This is a genomic window from Nonomuraea rosea, from assembly GCF_039539705.1.
Lineage (GTDB): Bacteria > Actinomycetota > Actinomycetes > Streptosporangiales > Streptosporangiaceae > Nonomuraea > Nonomuraea rosea.
Genome location: NZ_BAABDQ010000008.1, coordinates 101,388 through 123,037, shown reverse-complemented (window position 1 = coordinate 123,037; position 21,650 = coordinate 101,388). Strand labels below are relative to the sequence as shown.

Annotated in this window: 19 protein-coding genes; 14 read left to right on the top strand and 5 right to left on the bottom strand. The window is 71.3% G+C overall.

The features are described from left to right. Positions 1-72: 72 nt before the first annotated feature. From ABEA43_RS20745 to ABEA43_RS20705, 9 genes are all read left to right on the top strand, one after another. Positions 73-687, top strand: a complete 615-nt coding sequence (locus tag ABEA43_RS20745) for an RNA polymerase sigma factor (protein WP_345564013.1) — start codon at positions 73-75, stop codon at positions 685-687. Further along, positions 684-1,472 carry a zf-HC2 domain-containing protein gene (locus ABEA43_RS20740; RefSeq protein ID WP_345564012.1) on the top strand — a complete coding sequence of 263 codons (789 nt, stop codon included), beginning with the start codon at positions 684-686 and terminating at the stop codon, positions 1,470-1,472. The genes ABEA43_RS20745 and ABEA43_RS20740 overlap by 4 nt, the downstream gene beginning before the upstream one ends. Further along, the gene (locus ABEA43_RS20735; RefSeq protein WP_345564010.1) at positions 1,469-2,305 is read left to right on the top strand and encodes an ABC transporter ATP-binding protein; all 837 of its coding nucleotides are present in this window, start codon (positions 1,469-1,471) and stop codon (positions 2,303-2,305) included. The genes ABEA43_RS20740 and ABEA43_RS20735 overlap by 4 nt, the downstream gene beginning before the upstream one ends. Beyond that, positions 2,302-3,747, top strand: a complete 1,446-nt coding sequence (locus ABEA43_RS20730; RefSeq protein WP_345564009.1) for a hypothetical protein — start codon at positions 2,302-2,304, stop codon at positions 3,745-3,747. The genes ABEA43_RS20735 and ABEA43_RS20730 overlap by 4 nt, the downstream gene beginning before the upstream one ends. Positions 3,748-3,782: 35 nt before the next feature. Continuing rightward, entirely contained in the window at positions 3,783-4,487 is a 705-nt protein-coding gene (locus tag ABEA43_RS20725) for a hypothetical protein (RefSeq protein WP_345564008.1), read from the top strand. Between the two features lie 127 nt (positions 4,488-4,614). Next, entirely contained in the window at positions 4,615-5,697 is a 1,083-nt protein-coding gene (locus tag ABEA43_RS20720) for a hypothetical protein (RefSeq protein ID WP_345564006.1), read from the top strand. A gap of 16 nt (positions 5,698-5,713) precedes the next feature. Next, complete coding sequence (locus ABEA43_RS20715) at positions 5,714-6,856, top strand: toxic anion resistance protein (protein ID WP_345564005.1); 1,143 nt, start codon at positions 5,714-5,716, stop codon at positions 6,854-6,856. Further along, positions 6,853-8,409, top strand: a complete 1,557-nt coding sequence (locus tag ABEA43_RS20710; protein ID WP_345564004.1) for a substrate-binding domain-containing protein — start codon at positions 6,853-6,855, stop codon at positions 8,407-8,409. The genes ABEA43_RS20715 and ABEA43_RS20710 overlap by 4 nt, the downstream gene beginning before the upstream one ends. Continuing rightward, entirely contained in the window at positions 8,396-9,016 is a 621-nt protein-coding gene (locus tag ABEA43_RS20705) for a hypothetical protein (RefSeq protein ID WP_345564003.1), read from the top strand. Before ABEA43_RS20710 ends, ABEA43_RS20705 begins: the two co-directional genes overlap by 14 nt. 13 nt (positions 9,017-9,029) lie before the next feature. Here the strand turns inward: ABEA43_RS20705 and ABEA43_RS20700 are convergent, their stop codons facing one another. From ABEA43_RS20700 to ABEA43_RS20685, 4 genes are read right to left on the bottom strand one after another with little or no spacing between them, the layout of a single operon-like run. Further along, on the bottom strand, positions 9,030-10,064 hold the full coding sequence (locus tag ABEA43_RS20700) for an alpha-L-fucosidase (RefSeq protein WP_345564001.1): 1,035 nt from the start codon (positions 10,062-10,064) through the stop codon (positions 9,030-9,032). Then, positions 10,061-11,434 carry a sulfatase-like hydrolase/transferase gene (locus ABEA43_RS20695; protein ID WP_345563999.1) on the bottom strand — a complete coding sequence of 458 codons (1,374 nt, stop codon included), beginning with the start codon at positions 11,432-11,434 and terminating at the stop codon, positions 10,061-10,063. Before ABEA43_RS20695 ends, ABEA43_RS20700 begins: the two co-directional genes overlap by 4 nt. Beyond that, positions 11,421-12,425, bottom strand: a complete 1,005-nt coding sequence (locus tag ABEA43_RS20690; RefSeq protein ID WP_345563998.1) for a Gfo/Idh/MocA family protein — start codon at positions 12,423-12,425, stop codon at positions 11,421-11,423. Before ABEA43_RS20690 ends, ABEA43_RS20695 begins: the two co-directional genes overlap by 14 nt. 59 nt (positions 12,426-12,484) lie before the next feature. Next, complete coding sequence (locus ABEA43_RS20685; RefSeq protein WP_345563996.1) at positions 12,485-13,546, bottom strand: substrate-binding domain-containing protein; 1,062 nt, start codon at positions 13,544-13,546, stop codon at positions 12,485-12,487. A 159-nt stretch (positions 13,547-13,705) separates the two neighbouring features. Here ABEA43_RS20685 and ABEA43_RS20680 point away from each other — a divergent pair, with 159 nt between their 5' ends. From ABEA43_RS20680 to ABEA43_RS20665, 4 genes are read left to right on the top strand one after another with little or no spacing between them, the layout of a single operon-like run. Beyond that, complete coding sequence (locus tag ABEA43_RS20680; protein WP_345563994.1) at positions 13,706-15,001, top strand: ABC transporter substrate-binding protein; 1,296 nt, start codon at positions 13,706-13,708, stop codon at positions 14,999-15,001. Continuing rightward, a complete protein-coding gene (locus tag ABEA43_RS20675; protein ID WP_345563993.1) occupies positions 15,001-15,945 on the top strand; it encodes a carbohydrate ABC transporter permease in 945 nt (314 codons plus the stop codon). Before ABEA43_RS20680 ends, ABEA43_RS20675 begins: the two co-directional genes overlap by 1 nt. Positions 15,946-15,948: 3 nt before the next feature. After that, positions 15,949-16,782 (top strand): carbohydrate ABC transporter permease, encoded by an 834-nt coding sequence (locus ABEA43_RS20670; RefSeq protein ID WP_345563992.1) that lies wholly within the window; start codon positions 15,949-15,951, stop codon positions 16,780-16,782. 23 nt (positions 16,783-16,805) lie between these two features. Beyond that, positions 16,806-20,366 carry a heparinase II/III domain-containing protein gene (locus ABEA43_RS20665; RefSeq protein WP_345563990.1) on the top strand — a complete coding sequence of 1,187 codons (3,561 nt, stop codon included), beginning with the start codon at positions 16,806-16,808 and terminating at the stop codon, positions 20,364-20,366. Here ABEA43_RS20665 and ABEA43_RS20660 read toward each other — a convergent pair. After that, a complete protein-coding gene (locus ABEA43_RS20660; RefSeq protein ID WP_345563989.1) occupies positions 20,363-20,881 on the bottom strand; it encodes a GNAT family N-acetyltransferase in 519 nt (172 codons plus the stop codon). The two genes, ABEA43_RS20665 and ABEA43_RS20660, sit on opposite strands and share 4 nt — an antisense overlap. Before the next feature lie 51 nt (positions 20,882-20,932). On the opposite strand from ABEA43_RS20660, the gene ABEA43_RS20655 reads away from it, so the two are divergent. Further along, positions 20,933-21,508 carry a helix-turn-helix domain-containing protein gene (locus ABEA43_RS20655; RefSeq protein WP_345563988.1) on the top strand — a complete coding sequence of 192 codons (576 nt, stop codon included), beginning with the start codon at positions 20,933-20,935 and terminating at the stop codon, positions 21,506-21,508. The last annotated feature ends 142 nt before the right edge of the window (positions 21,509-21,650 follow it).

Here is a 21,650-nt window from a genome sequence, read left to right as displayed (position 1 = left end):
TGGACGAGGGTCCGGCGCCCGTTCCCCGGATGATCGCGAACCGGGGCGTTCCCGTCCTGCGATAGAGAGAGTGTGGGACCGTTCACCTTCCGGCGCAGGCGCGAAGCCCCAGACGCCGGCCCAGACGCTGACGCCGGTGGGGGCGTCGATGCTGACAGCACCGACGCCCAGCTTCTCCTCGCCGTCGCCGCGCAGAGCACCACCGCGCTGCGCCTGCTCCATCAGCGGCACGCCCCCTGGCTCCGAGCCCGGCTGGCCCGCCGCTGCGCCGACCCGGATGCCGTGGACGACGCGCTGCAGGACACGTTCGTGGCCGTGTGGCGGTCGGCGGGGCGGTTCGAGGGCGCCGATGCGGCGGGCTGGCTGTGGACGATCGCCATCCGGCGGCTGATCTCGGCGCTGCGCGGGCGCGGCTCCCGCTGGATCGGCCGGCCGGACCACTCAGAGACCGAGCTGGACGCCGGGGTGGTCGGGTCGGCCGAGGACGTCGTCCTGCTCGGCGTCGAGCACGGCGACCTCGGCACCGCACTGACCAGGCTCTCCCCGGAGCTGCGGGCCGTCATCGAGGCCACCGCGCTGGACGGCCTCACCACCAAGGAGGCCGCGCGCCTCCTCGGGATCCCTGAAGGCACGGTCAAGTCCCGCGCGATGCGGGCCAGGGCCCGGTTGCGCGAGGAGCTGTCTTGACCGGCTGGCACATCTCCGACGACCTGCGTGAACGCTATCTGACCGGGACCCTGGAGTCCGCCCTGGCCATGTCCGTGGACGCCCACCTCGGCGGGTGCGCGGGCTGCCGGGCGGCGATCCCGTACGAACCCGACTGGCTGGAGTCCTCCTGGGAACGGCTGGAATCCCGGCTGATCGTGCCCCGCCCAGGCCCGGTCGAGCGGCTCCTGCGGCACGGCGGCGTGCCCGGCCACCTGGCCAGGCTGCTGACCGCCACGCCCACGATGAGCCGGGCCTGGCCGGCGGCGGTGGTGGCCGCGCTGGCGTTCGCGGTGCTGGCGGCACGGCAGGGGCCGGACCTGGTGCCGGTGTTCCTGATCATGGCGCCGGTGCTGCCGCTGACGGGGATCGCGCTGGCGTACGGGCCGCGCGTCGACCCCGCGCACGAGCTCATGTCCGCGACGCCCATGGCGGGACCGCCGCTGCTGCTGGCCAGGGCGGCGGCCGTGCTGGCGGTCGCGACCGTGCTGGCCGCGCTCGGCTCGCCGCTGCTGCCCGCGCCGCCCGGCCTGAGCGCCGCCTGGCTGCTGCCCTCACTGGCCGTCACCTCGGGGTGCCTGGCCCTGTCGAACCGGCTGCCCGTGCCGATCGCCGCACTCGCCGTGGGCGGGCTGTGGCTGGCCATCGTCGGCACGGGCCGCTTCTCCGGCGGCTGGCTCGCCGCCTTCGGCCCGCCGGCGCAGCTCGGCTACGCCGTGGTCGTCCTCCTCCTGTTGTTCCGTCTCCGCAAAGCGAGTACCGCATGATCCAGATCAACGGCCTGACCAAGAGGTACGGCGGCCGGCCCGCCCTCGACGGCCTCGACCTGACCCTCGGCATCGGCGTGACGGGCCTGCTCGGCCCCAACGGCGCCGGCAAGAGCACCCTGCTGCGCTGCCTGGCCACCACCCTGGCCCCGGACGGCGGCTCGATCGACGCGTACGGCCTGAACCCGGCCGCCCCCGTACAGCGCACCGCGCTGCGGCGCCGGCTCGGCTACCTGCCGCAGGACCCGGGCTTCTACCCGCACTTCACCGCGTTCGACCTGGTGGACTACGTGGCGATCCTGAAGGAGCTGACCGATCGCGCGGCGCGGCACGCCGAGGTGCGGCGGGTGCTGGCCGAGGTGGAGCTGACCGACAAGGCCGGGACGAAGGTCCGCAAACTGTCGGGCGGCATGCGGCAGCGACTGGCGCTCGCGCAGGCCCTGCTGGGCGAGCCCGATCTGCTGATCCTCGACGAACCGACCGTGGGGCTGGACCCGGAGCAGCGGATGTCGTTCAGGGCGCTGGTGTCGCGGCTGGGTGAGAGCTGTACCGTCGTGCTGTCCACCCACCAGACGGAGGACGTCGCCGCGCTGTGCGAGCGGGTGGTGGTGCTGCGCGACGGGCGGGCGGCGTTCGACGGGACGCCGCGCGAGCTGGCCGGGATCGCGGACGGCCGGGTGTGGCTGTCGGACGAGGCGCCCGCGGCGGCGCGGGTGTTCTGGCGGACCGCGGACGGACGGTACCGGACGCTCGGCGACCGGCCGCCCGCGGCGGAGGCGACGCGGCCCGGCGTCGAGGACGGCTACCTGACGCTGCTGGGAGAGGCGGCATGACCGGCGTGGCGCGGCAGCTGTTCGGGTTCGAGGCGCGCAGGCTGGCGCGGCATCCGCTGGTGTGGGGCGCGACCGGCCTGGTGCTGGCGCTGCAGACCTACCTCAGCCGGGACCGGCAGCCCCACCTCGGGATGGACGCGGTCAACGCGACGGGCCTGTCCACGTGCCTGGCGGCGGCGGTGCTGATCGTCGCGAGCCTGGCCGCCTCGCGTGACGGCCGGCACGGGATGCCCGAGAGCCTGGCGGGCCTGCCGGGGCGGGCCGAACACCGTACGCGGGCGATCCTGCTGGCCACCCCGCTCGTCGCCGGCCTGGCCGCGGCCGTCGCGGTCGGCGGCTATCTGATGATCCGTGTGCTGAGCGGTCCTGCGGCGGGCCGGTTCGACGTGTGGGAACCGCTGACCGCGGTGGCCGCCGCGATGCTCGCCGCCACGCTGGGGGTGGCGGTCGGGCGCTGGGCCCGGTGGCTGGTCGCCGGCCCGATGGTGGTGGCCGCACTGGGCTACCTGATCTTCCAGAACCACCAGAACGGGCCGGCCGGCTGGCTGCTGCCGGTCATGCAGGTCTACCGCGCCGACTGGCCCGACCGGCCGTCCGGCGTCCACCTCCTGTACGTGCTGGCGCTCGCGGCCTGCTGCGCCGCCCTCGCGCTCCTGAGACATCGCCTGCGCCCGGCGTCCGTCGTGGCCGTGGTCGCGGCGCTGGCGGTCGCGGTGCCCACGGGGGCCGCCGCGACCGCCCAATCGACCATCGTCCAGCCGGCGCGGGGCACGCTGAGCCTGGCGACCGTGGACCCCCGGGTCCGCGAGCGCTACTTCGGCCCCGATGCCCACCGCTGCTCGGACCGTGACGGCATCACCTACTGCGCCTACCAGGGATACGAGCCCTGGATCCCGCTGTGGGAGCAGGCCATGCGCCCGGCCGTGGACGTCCTGCCCGCCGCCCGGCGGGCCCGCCTGCCCCGGGTCCAGCAGAACGCCTCGACGTGGTTCTTCGGCGACGACTCCGGCACGTTCGTGATCCGGCCGCCGATGACGTGGGGCCACCCGGACCAGCGCGCCATGCTGGCCCAGGACGTGGCGTTCTGGGCGACCGGGCTGGTCGGCGGGCTGGTCGGCGGGCCATGGCAGGGTACGGAGTGCGACGCGGGCGGCCAGGCGCGCATGGTCGTGGCCCTCTGGATAGCCGGCCAGGTCACGCCGCCAGAGCTGCCGCGAGCCCTCGACATCGACGACGACTTCGGACGCCGGTACCTGATCGGCTGGGGTGCCGCCGAGGTCGCCTACGCCCAGCGCCTCCTCGCCGTCCCCGGGGCCCGCGACAGGATCCGGGCCGGCTGGGACACCCTCACGAACCCCACCACGACCATCGACCAGGCCCTGCCCCTGCTCGGCCTGGAGCGCACACACTCAACGCGGCCGGGAGCGACACCATGTCTCTGACGACCACGCCGGTGATCCCGGCTCCGATTTCACCCTTGGCCCCACCGTCGACGCCGCCCTCGACCGGGTCTCACGGCGCTCCCCGGCGGCGCTCCGCCGTCCGGGGCGTCAGATGGCGCTCGGCCGCCCTGCTTCTCCGCCCGCTCGTCAGGGCCGTCGACTGGGCGCCGCTCGCCGTGGTCACCGCGTTCGCCGCCGCCCTGCTCGGCCTGGTGCAGGCCGGCGAGCCGCTGGCGGGCGGGCAGGCTCTGCTGCTGATGCGCGTCACGGGCACCCTGCTCGGCTCGGCCGCCGCGTTCGCCCTGGTGGACGCCATGTCGGCGGACCTGGGCGCGGCATCGGTGCCTCGGTGGATCCGCCAGTCGCTGCGCTGCGCGCTCGCCGGAGGGGTCGCGGTGGCCGTGTGGCTGGGCGCGTTCGCGTACGTCCTGTCCCGCCTTCCCGACGGCACCCTCTTCCCGGTCGCCGAGCTCCTGACCGAGATGGCCGTCTGCCTCGGCATCGCCCTGGCCGCCGCGGCCACCGCCGTCAGGTACGCCACGGGCCGCCAGGCCGCCATGGCCGCCGTCATCGTGCAGCTCGGGCTGGTCCTGGCGACCATCCTGCTGCCGCAGCAGATGAGGCTCTGGCCCCCGGCCTGCGGATTCGGTTATTGGGACGAGGCGCATCTGTTCTGGCTGGCGATGCTGCCGCTGCCGTACGCCTGGCTGGCCCTCGCCTGCCGGGACCTGCGCCGCTGAGGTCCGGAGGCGGCCGTCCGTGAACGGGAAGTGAATTCTGCCGTACGGTCGCCTTTCCGCCCGCGCCTGCCGCAAATGGCCGCCCCATAATTCCAGTCATGGGGGATGTTTTACGAAACGGGGCGCGATGAAGCGGTGGGTCGGCGTCATTCTGGCGGTCGTTCTCGCCGGGGTGGCGGTGGTGGCGATCGTCTTGGGGAACCGGGAGGCCGGCCCGCCGGAGGCCGTCGTGGTGCGGGGGGTCATCGGGTCGGAGAAGAAGCCGTTCTTCGACGATCCCCGGGTCAAGGCGGCCTTCGCCAAGCACGGGCTGCGGGTCGAGGTGGACACCGCGGGGTCGCGGCAGATCGTCACGGACGTCGATCTGAGCCGGTACGCCTTCGCCTTCCCCTCCAGCGTTCCGGCCGCCGAGCGGATCAAGCGCGACCGGAAGGCCACGACCACGTACTCGCCGTTCTATTCGCCGATGGCGGTGGCCACGTTCGAGCCGATCGCGGAGCTCTTGGCGAAGGCTGGCATACTGGATAAATCGGGCAGCGGGTATCAGAGCTTTGATATCAAGAAATATCTAGATTTAGTCGCTAAAGGCACCCGATGGGATCAAATTCCGGGTAATTCGACTTACCGGGCTCGTAAGCGGGTCCTCCTCACCACCACCGACATCCGGACGTCCAACTCCGCCGCCATGTATCTGTCGGCCATCGGCTACGTCGCCAACGGCGATGACGTGCCCACCTCCGGCGCCCAGATCGCCAGGATCGCCCCGATCGTCGCCCCGGCCGTCCTCGATCAGGGTTTCGCCGAGTCCACCAGCGAAGCGTCGTTCGACGACTACCTGGCGCTGGGCGCGGGCAAGACGCCGATGCTGGTGGTCTACGAGGCGCAGTATCTCGCCCACGTCTTCGCCGGCGACGGCGCGATCAAGCCCGGGATGCGGCTGGTGTACCCGTCGCCCACCGTGCTCAGCAAGCACACGCTGGTCCCGCTGGCCGAGCCCGGGTCCCGGGTCGGCGAGCTGCTCACCGAGGATCCGGAGCTGCAGGCCCTCGCGGCCGCGTACGGCTTCCGCACCACCGACCCCCAGGCGTTCGCCGCGCTGGTCGCCAAGACCACGGCGCCGGCCGCGGCCGACCTGGTGGACGTCGTCGAGCCGCCCGCGTACGAGCGGCTGGACCAGCTGATCACCACCATCGACTCCGCCCGGCCCTAGCAAGGAGATCCCGCACGTGTCCGATCTGGTGCTCACGCCGCCCGCGGCGGTCACCCCGGTCCCGGCCGAGACGGCGGCCACCATGCTGCCGATGGCCGAGGAGCGCGCCGCCGAGCTGGCCGCCAAGGCCCGCGACTTCGCCGGCGAGCTGAGCGGGCTCGACCCGCGCTCGCCGGAGTTCGCCCGCAAGGTGCACGACATCTCCTCGATGGGCGACACCGAGATGAGGTCCGCCTCGCAGGTGTCCAACCGCATGCTCAAGCGGCCGGTCGCCGCACTCGGCGCGGCCAGGGGCGAGGGCGCCGACGCGCAGGCCAAGGTCGCCTCCGAGCTGGTGGCGCTGCGCCGTACCATCGTGGATCTCGACCCGAAGCAGGCCGCGAGCGGGACGCGCAAGCTGCTGGGGCTCATCCCGTTCGGCGACCGGCTGCGCGACTACTTCGCCCGCTACCACTCCGCGCAACAGCATCTCGACGACATCATCCGGGCGCTGAAGTCCGGCCAGGACGAGCTGCTGCGCGACAACGCCGCCATCGAGGGCGAGAAGGCGAACCTGTGGGCGGCCATGACCCGGCTGCAGGAGTACGCGGTCATGTCGCAGGCCATGGACGCCGCCCTGGAGGAGCAGATCGCGCTGGCCGACGAGGCGCGGGCCACGGCGCTGCGCTCCGACGCCCTGTTCACCGTGCGCCAGCGCCACCAGGACCTGCTGACCCAGCTCGCCGTGTCCGCCCAGGGGTATCTCGCGCTGGACCTCGTACGCAAGAACAACCTGGAGCTCAGCAAGGGCGTGGACCGCGCCACCACGACCACGGTCGCGGCGCTGCGGACGGCGGTCACGGTCGCGCAGGCGCTGGCGAACCAGAAGCTGGTGCTCGACCAGATCACCGCGCTCAACGCCACGACCAGCGACCTCATCCTGGCCACCAGCGAGATGCTGCGCACGCAGGCGGGCGCGATCCAGAACCAGGCGGCATCGACGACCGTGGACCTGGACACGCTGCGCAAGGCGTTCGACAACGTCTACGCCACGATGGACGCGATCGACACCTTCCGCGAGCAGGCCGTGCAGAGCATGGCGGCCACCGTGGACAGCCTGTCCGCCGAGCTGGGGCACGCCAAGACGTACCTGGAGCGCGCCCAGGAGGGCACGCGATGATGAGACGTCTCACGCCCGTCGCCCTGCTCGCCTGCCTGGTCGTCTCCTCACTGGCGAGCTGCGGGACGGACACGGAAACCGACGGGCCTGACGTGCTGCGGGTGCTGGCGGGCAGCGAGGTCAAGGACCTCGAACCGCTGCTCAGGCGGGCCGAGCAGGAGGCCGGCGTCAAGGTGCGCCTCACCTACACCGGCACGCTCGACGGCGCCGAGCAGGTCGCGAGCGGACGCACCGACGGCAGACAGGACGCGATCTGGTTCTCCTCCAACCGCTACCTGTCACTGATCGACGGCGCCCAGGACAGGCTGTCCACCCAGACCAAGATCATGGTCTCGCCCGTCGTGCTCGGGCTGAAGCCCGCCAAGGCGAACGAGCTCGGCTGGACCGGCAAGCCGGTCTCCTGGACGGACATCGCGAAGGCGGCCAAGGACGGCAGGTTCGGCTTCGCCATGACGAACCCCGCCTCCTCCAACTCCGGCTTCTCCGCCCTGGTCGGCGTGGCCGCGGCGCTGTCGGACGCGGACGGCGCGCTCAGCGCCGAGCAGGTCGAGTCGGTGACGCCGCGCCTGAAGGACTTCTTCTCCGCGCAACGGCTGACGGCGGGCTCGTCGGGCTGGCTGGCCGACGCCTACTCCCGCGACCCGCGCGTGGACGGCATGGTCAACTACGAGTCGGTCCTGCTGGGGCTGCGCGAGCCGCTCACGCTCGTCTACCCGGACGACGGCGTGGTCAGCGCCGACTACCCGCTCACCCTGCTCGCCGCCGCGAACGAGACCAAGAAGGACCTGTACGGCAAGCTCACCGCATGGCTGCGCACGCCGGCCGTGCAGCGCGACATCATGACCGGCACCCATCGGCGGCCGATCACGCCAGGAGTGGCCCAGGACCCGCGCTTCGGCGGCAGGCAGCTGATCGAGCTGCCCTTCCCGAACCGGCGCAGCACCGCGGACGAGCTGATCGCCACCTATCTCAACCGGGTGCGGGTCCCGGCCGAGGCGCGGTTCGTGCTCGACACGTCCGGTTCGATGGAGGGGGAGCGGATCGGCGCGCTGCGCCAGGCGCTGGTGGCGCTGACCGGCGCGGACACCTCCGTCTCCGGCGCGTTCTCCCGCTTCAGCAACCGGGAGACGGTCACGATGATCCCGTTCAGCGGCAGGCCGCGGCCGGGGGTCCCGTTCACCGTGCCGGAACGCGATCCCGCGCCGGTGCTCGCCGAGATCAAGGCGTTCGCGGAGGGCTTGACCGCGGCGGGCGGCACCGCGATCTACGACAGCCTCGCCGCCGCCTACGACCTCCCGGCCGTGCCGGGGCGCTACACCTCGATCGTGCTCATGACCGATGGCGAGAACACCGACGGCTCCGACTACGCCGCCTTCGAGGCCCGTTACCGGGCGCTGCCCGCGGAGCGGCGGGCGCCGGCGTTCGTGGTGCTGTTCGGTGAGAGCGACGCCGAGGAGATGCGCAAGGTCGCCGGGCTGACCGGCGGCGCCGTGTTCGACGCCCGCAGCACGTCGCTGAGCAGCGTGTTCAAGGAGATCCGTGGCTATCAGTGAGCGCGTGCTGCGCTACCTGGGCTCGACCAGGAACATCGCCGGCTCCTCGCTGGCGCTGCTCGGCCTGGTGACCCACTTCCTGGGGCTGGCGGGCGCGTGGTGGCCGGTCGTCGTGGCGGCGCTGTACGGGGCCGGCGCGCTGCTGGCCCCGCCGGAACGCGTCCGGCTGACGATCTCCCACGCCGAGGTGGAGACGCGGGCGCTGCGCGCCGACCTCGACACGCTGCTCCGGCGGATCGGCGGCCGTTTCCCCGCCGACGTGCACGCGGCCGTGGACACGCTGGCCGAGGTGCTGGGAGGCGTGCTGGACCGGGCCGAGCAGCTCACGTCCTCGCCCGACCAGCTGCACGTGGTCTCGCAGACCATCCGCCGGTATCTGCCCGCGAGCCTGGAGGCGTACGCGAACCTGCCGCGCGGCTACGCCCGCACCCGCCGCGGCGGGCGGGAGCACAGCGCGCACGAGGAGCTGCTGGCCCAGCTCGCGCTGCTCGACGCCGAGCTGCGCAAGGTGGCCGAGGCCGTGCATCGAGGGGACGAGCAGGCGCTGCGGGACCAGGGGAGGTTCCTGCGGGACAAGTTCGGCGGCTCGGAGCTGGATCTCGGCTGAAGTCTGGAGGGGTCTAGCGGGCCGAGGCGAGCAGTTCGCGGATCGGCAGCACGTCGCCTGCCGCGGTCCTGACGGCGCCGGGGTCGCCGGACGAGCCGGCGCCGTAGACGGCCTCGCCGTGGGCGGCCAGCCAGCGGCCCATCGCGTGCAGCCGGTCGAGCGCCGGTGGCGGGATGGTGCCCGATTGGGTGGGGCCGACGTTCAGCAGCAGGTTGGAGTCCGCCGCGACGCAGCGCAGCAGGGTGCCGAGCAGCTCGTCCACCTCACGCCAGGCGTTGTCGTGCGGCATGTAGCCCCAGGACCGGTTCATGGTCAGGCAGGTCTCCAGCGGGACGCCCGGCACGATCGCGACGGGGTTGAGGCCGGTGGAGTTCTCGCCGGGCAGGTCGTTCTCGAAGCCCTGCACGTCCTCGCCGGGCTGGATGCCGGACTTGCGGTTGTTGAGCACGACGGCGCCCGGCTGCAGATCGTGGACCAGGGCGTAGAGGCGCTCGTAGTCCCATGGCCGGTCCACGGTGAACCAGCCGGGGTGCCGCTCGGCGGCGTTGGAGTGCGGCCAGTCGCCGTCGAACCACACCTGGCCGAGCTCGCCGTACTGCGTGCACAGCTCCTCGACCTGGCCGTGCAGAAAGCCGAGGTAGTCCGGCCAGCCGGCGGGATCGAGGTAACCGGGGTGATGCCAGTCCACGAGCGAGACGTAGCAGCCCAGCTTGATCCCGGACTCACGGCACGCCTCCGCCAGCTCGGCGATCGGATCGCGGCTGAACGGCGAATTGGTGATCTTGAAGTCGGACAGGCCGGTGTCGTACATGGAGAAGCCGTCGTGGTGCCGGCTGGTGATCGTGATCCACTTCTGGCCCGCGTCGGCGGCGGCCTTGGCGAACGCGCGGGCGTCGAAGGCGGCGGGGTTGAACACCTTCGCCAGCCCGGCGTAATCCTCGCGCGGCACCTCCGACACGGCTCTGTCCCATTCGCCGCGGCCGACCATCGAGTACAGGCCCCAGTGGACGAACATGCCGAATCGGGCGTCGGTGTACCAGGTCTTCATCGGGGCTCCGTTCGGTAGGGCGCCGCCTCGAAGGCGCCGAGCGCGGCGGGCGAGTGCTGGCCCGAGCCGTTGACGGGCAGGCGGCTGCCGTCCAGGCGGGGGTCGACGTGGCGGGCGAACCAGGAGTCCAACCTGTCGCGCAGCTCGGCGAGCTCGGGCAGTCCCGCGTGTGCGAGATTGTGCCGCTCGTCCGGATCCCGCGCGAGGTGGTAGAGCTCGTGCGGGCCGTGCGGGTAGCGGTGCACGTATTTCCAGGCGCCGGTCCGGATCATCCGCACCGGCCCGTACTCGTCGTAGACGACGACCTCCGCCCCCGACCGGTCGTCGAAGGCGGCGAAGGAACGGCCGGGCCCGCCACCGTCGTCGGGCAGGCCGAGATGGTCCAGGAGGGTGGGGCGCAGGTCGTACCCGGATACGAGCGCGTCGTACACCACCCCTTGGGGCACCCGGCCGGGCTGACTGAAGATCGCGGGGACCATGACGGAGGTGTCGTACATGTTCTGCGGGAACGTGCCGTTGCCTTTGCCCCAGATGCCGTGATGGCCGCAGTTGAAGCCGTTGTCGCTGCTGAAGATCACCAGCGTCGATGCCGTCAGCCCCTGGGCCTCCAGCGTGGCGAGCACCCGGCCGATCCCCGCGTCCATGGCGGTGACGGCGGCGAAGTACCCGATCAGCGCGGCTCTGACGTCGGCCTCGCCGCCCACGGGCACGCCGTCCGCGTCCAGCGGCTGCCACGGGTGAGCCGGCTCCTGCGGGCACGACGCGAACGCGCACGACTCGTACAGCGCCTCGAACTCCGGCGGGTGCTGCCCCTTCCACGGCTTGTGCGGCGCGGTGTAGTGCAGAGACAGGTAGAACGGCTCCGCACGGCCCGCCTCCTGGTCGATGAAGGCCGCCGCCCGCGCGGTGAGCTCGTCGGTGAGATAGCCGTCCACCTGCTGCCCCATGATCGTGGCCCCGAGGTACGGCCCCCCGCCGGACGGGTGCGCGTACCAGTGGACGAAGCCGGGCCGCGGCCGGTCGTTGGCGCCGAGATGCCACTTGCCCACCAGCCCCAGCCGGTAGCCCGCGTCGGCCAGGTCGTCGGTGAACAGCCGCTGCCCAGCGAGGTGGTCGTCGGGCGAAGGCCCGCTGAGCCAGTCGTGCACCCCGTGCGCGGACGGGATCCGCCCGGTGAACAGCGACGCCCTGGCCGGGGAGCAGACCGGCGAGACGCTGAAGAATCGCGACAGCCGCACCCCTGACGCGGCCAGCCCGTCCAGGTGCGGGGTCTGGATCTCGGAGTTGCCCGCGCAGCCGAGCGCCCACGGCCCCTGGTCGTCGCTCAGGATGAACAGCACATTGGGCCGTTGCGGATCACGACTGGCCAAAGAGCTCCACCTCCACGGTCTTCCCGCTCCGCGCGGATTCGTAGGCGGCCAGCACGGTGGCCACGACGTCGCGGCCTGTCTGCGCGCCGATGGCGACGGGCCGCTCGCCGCGTACCGCGGCGGCGAAGTCGGTGAGCTGGTCCGCGAAGGCGGTACGCACGTGCTCACCCATGTCGGCGGGGGCGCCGAGCAAGGTGCGCACCCCCTGCTCGGTGGCGATCTGGACCCCGGTCGTGCGGGAGGCGCGCAGGGTGCCCGACGTGCCCAGGACCTCGATCTCGTCGATCCCGGACAACGCGCTGTCGATGACGGCCACCGTGGCCAGCACGCCGTTGTCCAGCTCGATCTGCAGCAGTCCCTCGGTCTCCACGGCCGCCCGGCGCACCACGGTGGCGTTGACCCGGGCCGGCCGCCCGTCCGCGAGCCAGGCGGCCCTGTCGATGCAGTGCGCGCCGATGTTCATGATCGCGCCGCCGCCGGCCAGCTCCGGGTCGAAGAACCAGCCGGGACGGTGGCCCGGCCGGTAGTCGGTGGAGCGCCGGTCCACGATCGCGACCGGCGTCCCGATCAGGCCGTCGGCGATCGCACGGCGAGCGGTCGCGGTGATGGGCAGATAGTGCTGGATGTGGCCGAGGAAGAGCGCCACCCCGGCGGCCGAGCAGGCGGCCGCCATCGCGTCGCAGTCGGCGAGCGAGGTGGCCATCGGCTTCTCCATCAGCACGTGCACCCCGGCCGCCGCCGCGTCCACGGCGGGAGCCAGGTGCAGCGCGTGCGGGGTGCACACGATCAGCGCGTCGACGCAGCCGCCGAGCATGCTCATGTGGTCGTCGTGCACGGTGGCGGAGGTGAGCGCGGCCAGCTCCGCCGCGCGGCCGGCGTCCACGTCGAACACCGCCGCCACCCGCACCTCCTCCGGCAGGTCCAGCGCGGCTTGCGCGTAGAGCCGGGCGACACCGCCGGCACCGACCAGGCCGAGCCGTACAACTGCCATGGTGATGTCCTTACGTCCGGGGGATGACTGGACCACCTTGGCTCAAGTTCTACCTTAATTCAACCCTTTGAAGGGGTATGAATATTGGTGGACTCGCGTACCGCCAGCGCGGGAACGACGAGATGCTGCTGGAGGGGGGCGTCCGGCTCGGCGAGGCGGCGCAGGAGCGTCTGCACCGCGAGCCGTCCGACGGCCTGCTTGGCGGGGGAGATCGCGGTGAGCGGCACGGCGGACAGGTCGGCGATCTCGTCGTCGTAGCCGATCACCGACAGGTCGCCCGGCACCGCCATCCCGCGCTTGGCCGCGGCCGCCACCAGCAGCGTCGCCTCTCTGTCGGCGAAGCACAGCGCGGCCGTGCAGCCTGCGGCCAGCAGCAGGTCCAGGCAGCTCTCCGCGTCGGCCGCCGTCCACCTGCCGATGGTGTGCTCCAGCGCGGGTTCGAGCCCGCGATGGGCCAGCGCCTCGCGCAGTCCCTGCGCGACCTCGGACGCGTGCGGGCTGCTGCGCGCCAGGAACGCGATCGTGGAGTGGCCGAGCGAGAACAGGTGGCGGGCGGCGATGTAGCCGCCGGCCGCGTGGTTGGAGCAGACGAACTCGTGGATGTCGCCGCCCGACCTGAACCGCCGCTCGACCAGCACCAGGGGGAGGCCGAGCCGGTCCAGGTCGGCGTGCGCGTCCGCCCGCCCGGTCAGCTCGGGCACGATGAGCAGGCCCTGGGCGCCCGCCGCGACCATGCTCTCCACCGCCTGCCGCTCCTGGGCGACGTCGTAGCCGGTGCTGCGCAGCAGCAGTTGCGCGCCGTTCCTGGACAGCTCGCTCTCGATGCCCGCGATGATCCTCGGGTAGTAGTACGTCATCGACGGCACGATCGCGCCCACCACGGGGCCGGTGCGCGGCTGCTCGGCCTGCACGTAGGTGCCCGAGCCCTGGCGGCGATAGACGAGCCCCTCGTTGACCAGCAGGTCGACCGCCCTGCGCACGGTGTTGAGGCTGACCCCCTGTTCTTTGGACAGCTGCTGCTCGGTCGGCAGCCTGCCCTCCGGCCACCGGATCTCGGCGATGCCGCGCCGTAGCTCGTCGGCGAGCTGGCGGAACTTCTCGCCACGCTTGGGTTCACTCACGGGACCTCCCGGAGAATCTTGGCGCATCCGCCGAGGAAAGGAGCTCGTAGGACGTATCAGCTCTGCATCGCTCAAATTCAATCCTAAGAATCCGTTGACTCTAGCGTATGAATACCCGCAGAATCCTGCACATCGTTCCCTGATACAACGGCGGTGCTCATGAATCTCCCTCAGAAGGGTGCGGCAGCCCTCGCCGTCGCCGTCCTCATGCTGGGCACGTCCGCGTGCGGTGGTGGCGGTGGCACCTCAGACGCCAAGGAGTTCACGTTCTGGTCGATGCACAAGCAGGACGAGCCCCGCGCCAAGATGCTCGGCGAACTGGCCGCCGCGTTCACCAAGGACACCGGGATCAAGGTCAACCTGGTCTTCCAGGGCAGGGAGAACCTGAAGAAGCTGCAGCCCACCCTGGTCGGCGGCAACGTCGCGGCCGACCTGGTCGACGGCTCGCAGGCCGGCCTGCTCAACCTGCTGCAGGCCACCGGCAACGCCAAGGACCTGTCCGGCCTGCTGAAGGACCAGATCCCCGGCGAGGACAAGACCGTCGGCGACGTCATCCCCGACAACTACCAGCAGGTCATCGCCGACGCCGGCAAGACCTACATGATCCCCACGTCAGTGCACACCTGGCAGATCTACTACAACGCGGCCAAGCTGCCCGACGTCGCGGCCAACCCGCCGAAGACGTTCGACGAACTGCTCGCGCTGTTCGACAAGAGCAAGGCGGCGGGCCGGGCCGCGCTCGCCGCGGACGGAGACATCCAGGGGTACGTCGGCAAATGGCTCTCCCAGGCGCTGATCCGCGAGTTCGGCCCCGGCAACCTGGCCAAGGCGCTCACCGACCAGAGCGGAGCCGGGTTCGACGACCCCAAGTTCCTCAAGGCGGCCACGTACATCGAGAGCCTGGCCAAGGGCGACTACATGATCGACGGCTGGGACGCCAGCAAGTTCCCCGCCATCCAGCAGAAGTGGGCGCAAGGCGCGGCCGACTTCCTGTTCATCGGCACCTACGGACCGAGTGAGACGGCCGAGGTCGCCGGCTCCGGATTCACGTTCCGTTCCTTCCCCTTCCCCAAGACCGAGGGCGGGTTCACCTCCGAAGAGGTCTCGCTGTTCGGCTTCGCCGTGCCGGCCAAGGCCAAGCACGCGGCGAACGCGGAGAAGTTCATCGAGTACTTCATGAACAAGAAATGGCTGGAGCGCATCCCCGCCGACGAGAAGGTGATGTCGATCCGCACCGACACCAGCACCCCCGCCGAGGTGGCCGACGCCAAGGCGACCCTCGACTCGGGCGTGCCCTTCCACCTGCAGATGGACGGCGTGCGCGGCATGGACGACTGGAACGTCAAGATCTACCTGCCGATGGCCAAGGACCTGTTCGCCGGCAAGGTCACCGCCGCGGACTTCGTCGCCAAGCTCAAGACCGACACCGTCAACTGGTGGAAGGTCAACGGCTGATGACCGCGGCCACCGTAGAGGCTCCGGCCGTCATCAGGACCGTCGCGGAGACAGGCAGCCCGCTGGCCAGGGCCAGGCAGCGCCTCTACCTGCCCTTCGTGCTGCCCGCCCTGGCGGTCTACCTGCTGGTCTTCATGGTGCCGAGCCTGTTCACGGTGGTGCTCAGCTTCGCCAAGTGGGCGGGCGCCGGGCCGATCGAGTGGGTGGGCTTCGACAACTACCGGCGGCTCTGGTACGACGACGTCTTCCACTCCTCGCTGCTCAACACGCTGCTGATCCTGATCGGCGTGGGGTTCCTGACCTTCCTGTTCAGCTTCGGGCTGACGATGGTGCTGCGGGAGATGGCCGGGCGCAAGTTCGTCCGCGCGGTCATCTTCTTCCCCAACGCCGTCTCCGCGCTGGCCATCTCGATCCTGTGGGGCTTCCTGTTCCAGGCCGACGGCCTGATCAACGCCCTGCTGCGGCTGGCCGGCGTGGACGCCGTGCCGAAGTGGCTGGCCGACGACAACCTGTTCTACGTCATCTGCCTGGGCCTGGTCTGGGTCAACACCGGCTTCTACACCACGATCCTGATGGCGGCCGTCGACCGCATCCCGGCCTACCTGTACGAGGCGGCCGACCTGGAGGGCGCCTCGCCCTGGCAGAAGTTCCGCAACGTCACGCTGCCGCTGATGTGGGACGCGGTCGCGGTCAGCGCCACCCTCTGGGCGATCAGCGCCATCAAGATCTTCGAGTTCATCTACGTCTTCGCCGGGGCGGCGGGCTCGGTGCCGACGACCAAGTCGTGGACGTTGTCGCTGTACGCCTACGCCGAGGCCTTCCAGCCCACGGGCGAGGCACGGTACGGGGCCTCGGCCGCGGCCACGATGGTGACGCTCGTACTGATCGTCGTGCTGACGTTGCTGACCCGCAGGGTCACCCGACGCGAGAGCTTGGAGTACTGAGCCATGGCCACAGTCCCCGTACGGCTGCGCCCAGGCAGGCTGCTGGTCTGGCTCGTCGTCGCCTTCGACCTCCTGGTGCTGCTCTGGCTCATCCTGTCGTCGTTCAAGACGGCCAGGGAGATCTTCGCCAGCCCCTTCGGCCTGCCCGCCGACTGGCAGCTCGGCAACTGGGCACGCGCCTGGGAGGTCAGCGAGTTCGGCCCGGCGATCCTGCGCACGGTCGTCGTGGTGGCGGCCACCGCGATCGGCACCGTGCTCATCGCCGCACCGGCCGCCTACGCGCTGAGCCGCTTCACGACCAGGACGTCAGGACCGCTGACCTCGTTCTTCGCCATGGGGCTCGGCGTACCCATCCAGGCGATCATGCTGCCGCTCTTCGTGGCCATGTCGCAGCTGGGGCTGGTCAACAACCTCGGCGGCCTGATCATCGTGTACGTCGCGACGTCCATCCCGTTCGCGGTGTTCTTCCTGACCGCCTTCTTCCGCAGCCTGCCGGGCGACCTGGAGGAGGCGGCGGCGATCGACGGGGCCGGCCCGCTGCGCACCTTCTGGCGGATCATGTTGCCGCTGGCCCGCTCCGGCCTGGTCACCCTGGTGATCCTGAACGTGATCGGGCACTGGAGCGAGGGCCTGCTCTCCCTCATCTTCCTGCAGGACCCGGCCCAGCAGACGTTGCCCCTGGCCCTGCTCAACTTCATGACCCGCGTGCAGTACAGCGGCGCCGACTGGGGCGGCCTGTTCGCGGCCATCGCCATCGTCATCCTGCCGCTCCTGCTGGTCTACATCTGGCTCGGACGCCGCATCATCGAGGGCATGACCCTCGGCAGCGGCAAGTAGCCCCCTTCTGAGAGGCACCCCCCATGCGCTCGATCCATGCTGCTCTCGCCCTGGCTCTGCTGACCCCCGCCGCCGCGGTCGCGGAGCCGTTACCCCTGGTCAACGGCGGCTTCGAGACATGGACGGCGGGCCTGCCCGCCTCATGGGCGGCGTGGAAACCGAAGGGCGACGGCCGGATCGCCGCCTCGGCGGACGCGGCCGAGGGGACGAGCGCGGCCGAGCTGAGCACGGACACCGCGGACGACCGGGTGGCGATCACCCAGAAGGCCGCCCTGCCCGACAGCGGCGGCGGCCTCGTCCACCTGCGGGCCAAGGTCCGCTCGGCCGGGCTGACCGGCGGCCGGACCAGCATCAGGGTGCAGTCGTTCACCGCGTCCGGCGTCTCCAACGGGCTGCAGTACTTCGCCCAGACCACGGGCACCACCGGCTGGCACGGCGTCGACGGCTACCTGGAGGTCCCGGCGGGGACCGCCTCCGTCAGCCTGCAGCCGATGATCGACAGCGGGGTGGGCACGTTCGCCGTCGACGCGCTCAGCATCGAGTGGGCGGGCCCGCCGCCCTCGGGGGACGGCTGGCAGTTCGTCCCCATGTCCGGCACGCCGGCCTCCTCCGAGGAGAACGGCACGCTCACGATCGGCGGCTCGGCGGGGGCGAGCGGCCAGTACCGCCGGACCTTCCCCGCCGGCGATCGCACGGTCTACGCCTCACGGCTGCGGGTCAAGCTCGACGAGATCGCCTGCCAGTCCAGCAAGCTGGAGATCGCCTACACCCCGATGCGGGCCGGCCTGCCGATTCCCGGCGTCCGCTACGCCTACGCCGACATCGACCAGCAGCGCGGCTTCGTGCCCGTCGCCCACAACGTGCCGATGCCGACCGGCGCCGACGCGGTGCGCGTCGAGGTGACCTTCACCGGCCCCGGCACCGCCTGGATCGAGACGGCCGAGCCCGCCGCGCTGCCTAAGGACGTGGGGGGCACGTACCCGAGCTCGCGGGTGAGCCACCCGCTGAAGAACCCGCAGAACATGATGGGCGGCTCCGACTGGAGCGCCGTCGCCGACGAGCCGGACGAGGTCAAGCGCGCCAAACTGGGCACGCTGGCGACCATGCCGGAGCCCGACTACCTCGCCGCGGCGAAGACCGCGAGCGCGAGCCGCACGGGACTGGACATCCATCCCGACTTCGAGACGCACCTGCGCAGGTTCGCCGAGCTGGGTGAGCGGCGGCGGGCCGTCCTCGGCCTGGTCGAGTTCGCCCGCGGCTACGACGACGTGCCGTACGCCCACCCCTCCTGGTCGAAGAACACGATCCCGTTCCAGGCCGTGCGCGCCTACGACCTGGTGTACGACGCACCGGACTGGACGCAGGAAACCCGCGCGCTGGTCGAGAGCTGGCTGCGGCGCACCGTCGTCGCCTTCGTCAACCTGGCGGACAAGCCGACAGGCCTGCACAACATCGAGGTCTACGGCTACCGCTACGCCTTCGCCGTCGCCTCCATCCTGGGGGATCCCGACCTGGTCAGGTACGTGCTGCCGATGACCGACCGGATGTTCTCCGGCCGGCAGTTCTTCGCCGACGGCACCTGGGAGGAGGCGACCACCTCCTATCACGACCAGGTGATGTTCTTCGCCCGCGGCGCGTTCACCCTGCTCGCGGAGAACTACGCCGACCCGGCCGGATACACCGGCGACCTCAAGCTCGACCACACCGATCTGGTGCCGGCGCGCTATCCCCTCTTCGCCAAGGCGGCGGCCATGGGCCAGGCGCTGCGCTTCCCCGACGACGTGCCCGTGACGATCAACGACACGCACTTCCCCACGGCCGGCGACATGGTGGCCACGGACCCGATCACCAACCTGAAGAACATCGAGCTGTACGGCTACGGCCACTACGCGCTGACCGCCGGCGACACGAAGGACGCGCTGCAGGCACACCTCACGCTGCCGCCCACCTCGGAGGGCCTGCCGTACAAGGCGGGCCACGGCCACGGCGACCACCTGGGGCTGATCCTGTGGGGGTCGGGCATGGAGGTGCTGCCCGACCAGGGTTATCCGACCCAGGTGCCCAACAACCGCTACTGGCACATGGACACCCCCGCGCACAACACGCCGTGGATCTGGTCCAGGGACAACGCCGGCGGCTACACCTGCCAGGACGCGCTCGGCACCGGCGCGGCGGTGCTCGCCTATGACGACGGCGCCACCTCGGGCAAGGACGTGCAGCTGATCGAGGCGTCCGAGCCGGGGCCCGCGCAGGACGGCGCCGAGGTCAAGCGACGCCTGCTCGCGGTGATCCAGTCGCCGGAGGGCCGGTACGTCGTGGACGTCTCGCGGCTCAAGGGCGGCGACGCCCATCAGTGGTTCCTGCGCGCCTCCGAGGACGAGGACGTCTCACTCGACACCGCGCTGCCGCTGCAGGACAAGGGCGGCACGGTGAAGTCCTACTACGAGTCGACCGGCAACACGGACGGGCTGAGCGAGGACCGTGACCTGATGCGCGACCCACGCGTCGGCCCGGGCACCGGAGACCTCTCCTTCACCTGGACGGGCGCCAGGACGGGCACGGCCGTGCGCGCGTTCGTGAACGGCGCTCCCGGCGATGAGGTGATCTTCTCCAAGGTGCCGACCCTCCGCCGCACCGGGAACGACGCGGCCAAGAAGGACGCCTACCCCAACTGGCACTTCCAGCGCCGCAGGCTGGTCACCCCCGCGGACACCACGACGTACGCGGCCGTCTACGAGACCATGCGCACGGGGCAGCAGGGCAAGCTGTCGTCCGTCACCTTCGAGGAGGCGTTCGGCGGCGACCCGATGACCACCGTCACCCGCCTCGAAACACCGAAATATCGCGACATCGTGTACGTGAGCGACTCCACCCAGGAGCGCGTCGTCGACGGGCTCGCGATGGCCGGCCGCTTCGTGCTGGCCCGCGTCGACAAGGCCACCGGCGCCGTCGTCTCCGGCTACGTGAACGGCGACGGCCACCTGTACGGCGGCGCGTTCCGCCTCACCGGCGAGGAGCGGACGCTCACCGTGACCGGCGCCTCCAGTGCCTGGACCGGCGCCCCGGCCACCCCGCTGAGCGGCAAGCCCGACGCCCTGACCCTGGACGGCACGCTCCCCGGCTGGGCCAAGGGCCTGTGGGCCAGCACCAGGCTGGGCGACGGACGCGGCTGGGGGCTGCGCGTCGACCGGGTCACTCCCGATGGCGCCGGCGTGCACGACTGGGTGCCGTTCGAGGTCGGCTCCGCCGGTGCGACCACGTCCTTCTACCCGCGCGGCGAGCAGGTGCCGGGCGCCGTGACGGCCACCGTACGCCGCCCCGCCTGGGCCGCGCTCAGCCCGGCGACCCTGATCGACGCGGTGACGAACGCCGCCGAGACCGGCGAGATCCACGGTACGGGCGTGCGTGCCGGGCTGCTGGCTCAGCTTCGCGCGCTGGCCAAGGCGTGGGACCGGCCTCAGGCCAGGCACGGCCTCCTGACGGCGCTGACCGCGGAGGTGACGGCACTGGCGGGCAGGAAGATCGATCGAACCTTCTCGAGCGACCTGATCAACGCCCTGAAGGCCGCCCGCGACCTGCCTTAGTCGTGCGCCGGCAGCAGGGGCCGTTGCATGAGCAGCGTGTCGATCGAGCGGCCGTGCTTGAATCCGACGCCGGTCAGGCGGCCTGCCTCGACGAAGCCGAAGCGGCGGTGCAGCGTCGCCGAGGCGGGATCGCCGGTGTCGGCGATGACCGCGATCATCTGCCGCATCCCGGCCGCGATGGACCTGGTCACCACCTCGCCGAGCAGCGCGGTGCCCAGCCCCTGGCCGAGGTGGCCGGGGGAGAGGTAGATCGTGTCCTCGACGGTGTAGCGGTAGGCCGGCTTGGGCCGCCAGGGACCGGCGTAGGCGTAACCGGCCACCTCGCCGGACAGGTCGGCCACCAGGAAGGGCAGGCCGCGCCCGGCGAGATCGTCCAGCCACCGCTGCCAGTCCGCGATCGTCCTGGGCGTCTCGTCGAAGGTGGCCACGCTGTGGTTGACGTAGTGCGCGCCGATCTCGGCCACGGCCTTCACGTCCTCGGGAGTGGCCGGGCGAACGACGGCCGGAGACTTCACCACAACGCTCCTCTTTTCTCTATAGTGAAATCTCATGCTATTATAGCGTAAATGGTGGATCTTGTGGTCTTGGGTGCCCGGCTTCAGGAGCTCCGGCACAGCCGGGCCATGACCCTCCAGGAGCTGGCCGAGGCGGCCGACGTCAGCGTGAGCATGCTGTCCTCGGTCGAGCGCGGCCTGAAGGCCCCCACGATCGTCGTCCTCGGCCGCATCGCGGACGGCCTGGGCGTGCCGCTCGCCGACCTGGTCGCCCAGCCCGAGGACAGCCGCGTCATCGTGCGCCGCGCCTTCGAGCAGGACACCGCCGACGAGCCCGGAGGGTGGCGCCGGACGATCCTCACCCCCGTGATCCCCGGCGTGAACTTCGAATGGATCCGTACCGTGCTGCCCGCGGGCTGCGATGCCGGGCGGTTCGCGGCGTACGCGCCGGGCTCGCACGAATACGTCGTCGTCGAGTCCGGCACCCTCCGGCTCACCGTCGGCGACAGGGTCGTCGAGCTGGACGAGGGAGACTCGGTCTACTTCGCCGCCGACGCCGACCACGCCTACGCCAACGCCGGTCCCGTTCCCTGCGCGTACCATGTCGCCGCGCTCATCATGCGCTCACGCGCCGCCCGCCCAGGCTGATCGCCGGCTCAGTACGAGGCGGGACGCACGAGTCCCCTCTCGTACGCGTGCACGGCGGCCCGCAGCGCAGACGGTAGAAAACACGCCCTGAAGCCGTCGTCCCGCTGGAGTGCCCTCCTGATAAATGGCTCTGAAGTACTAC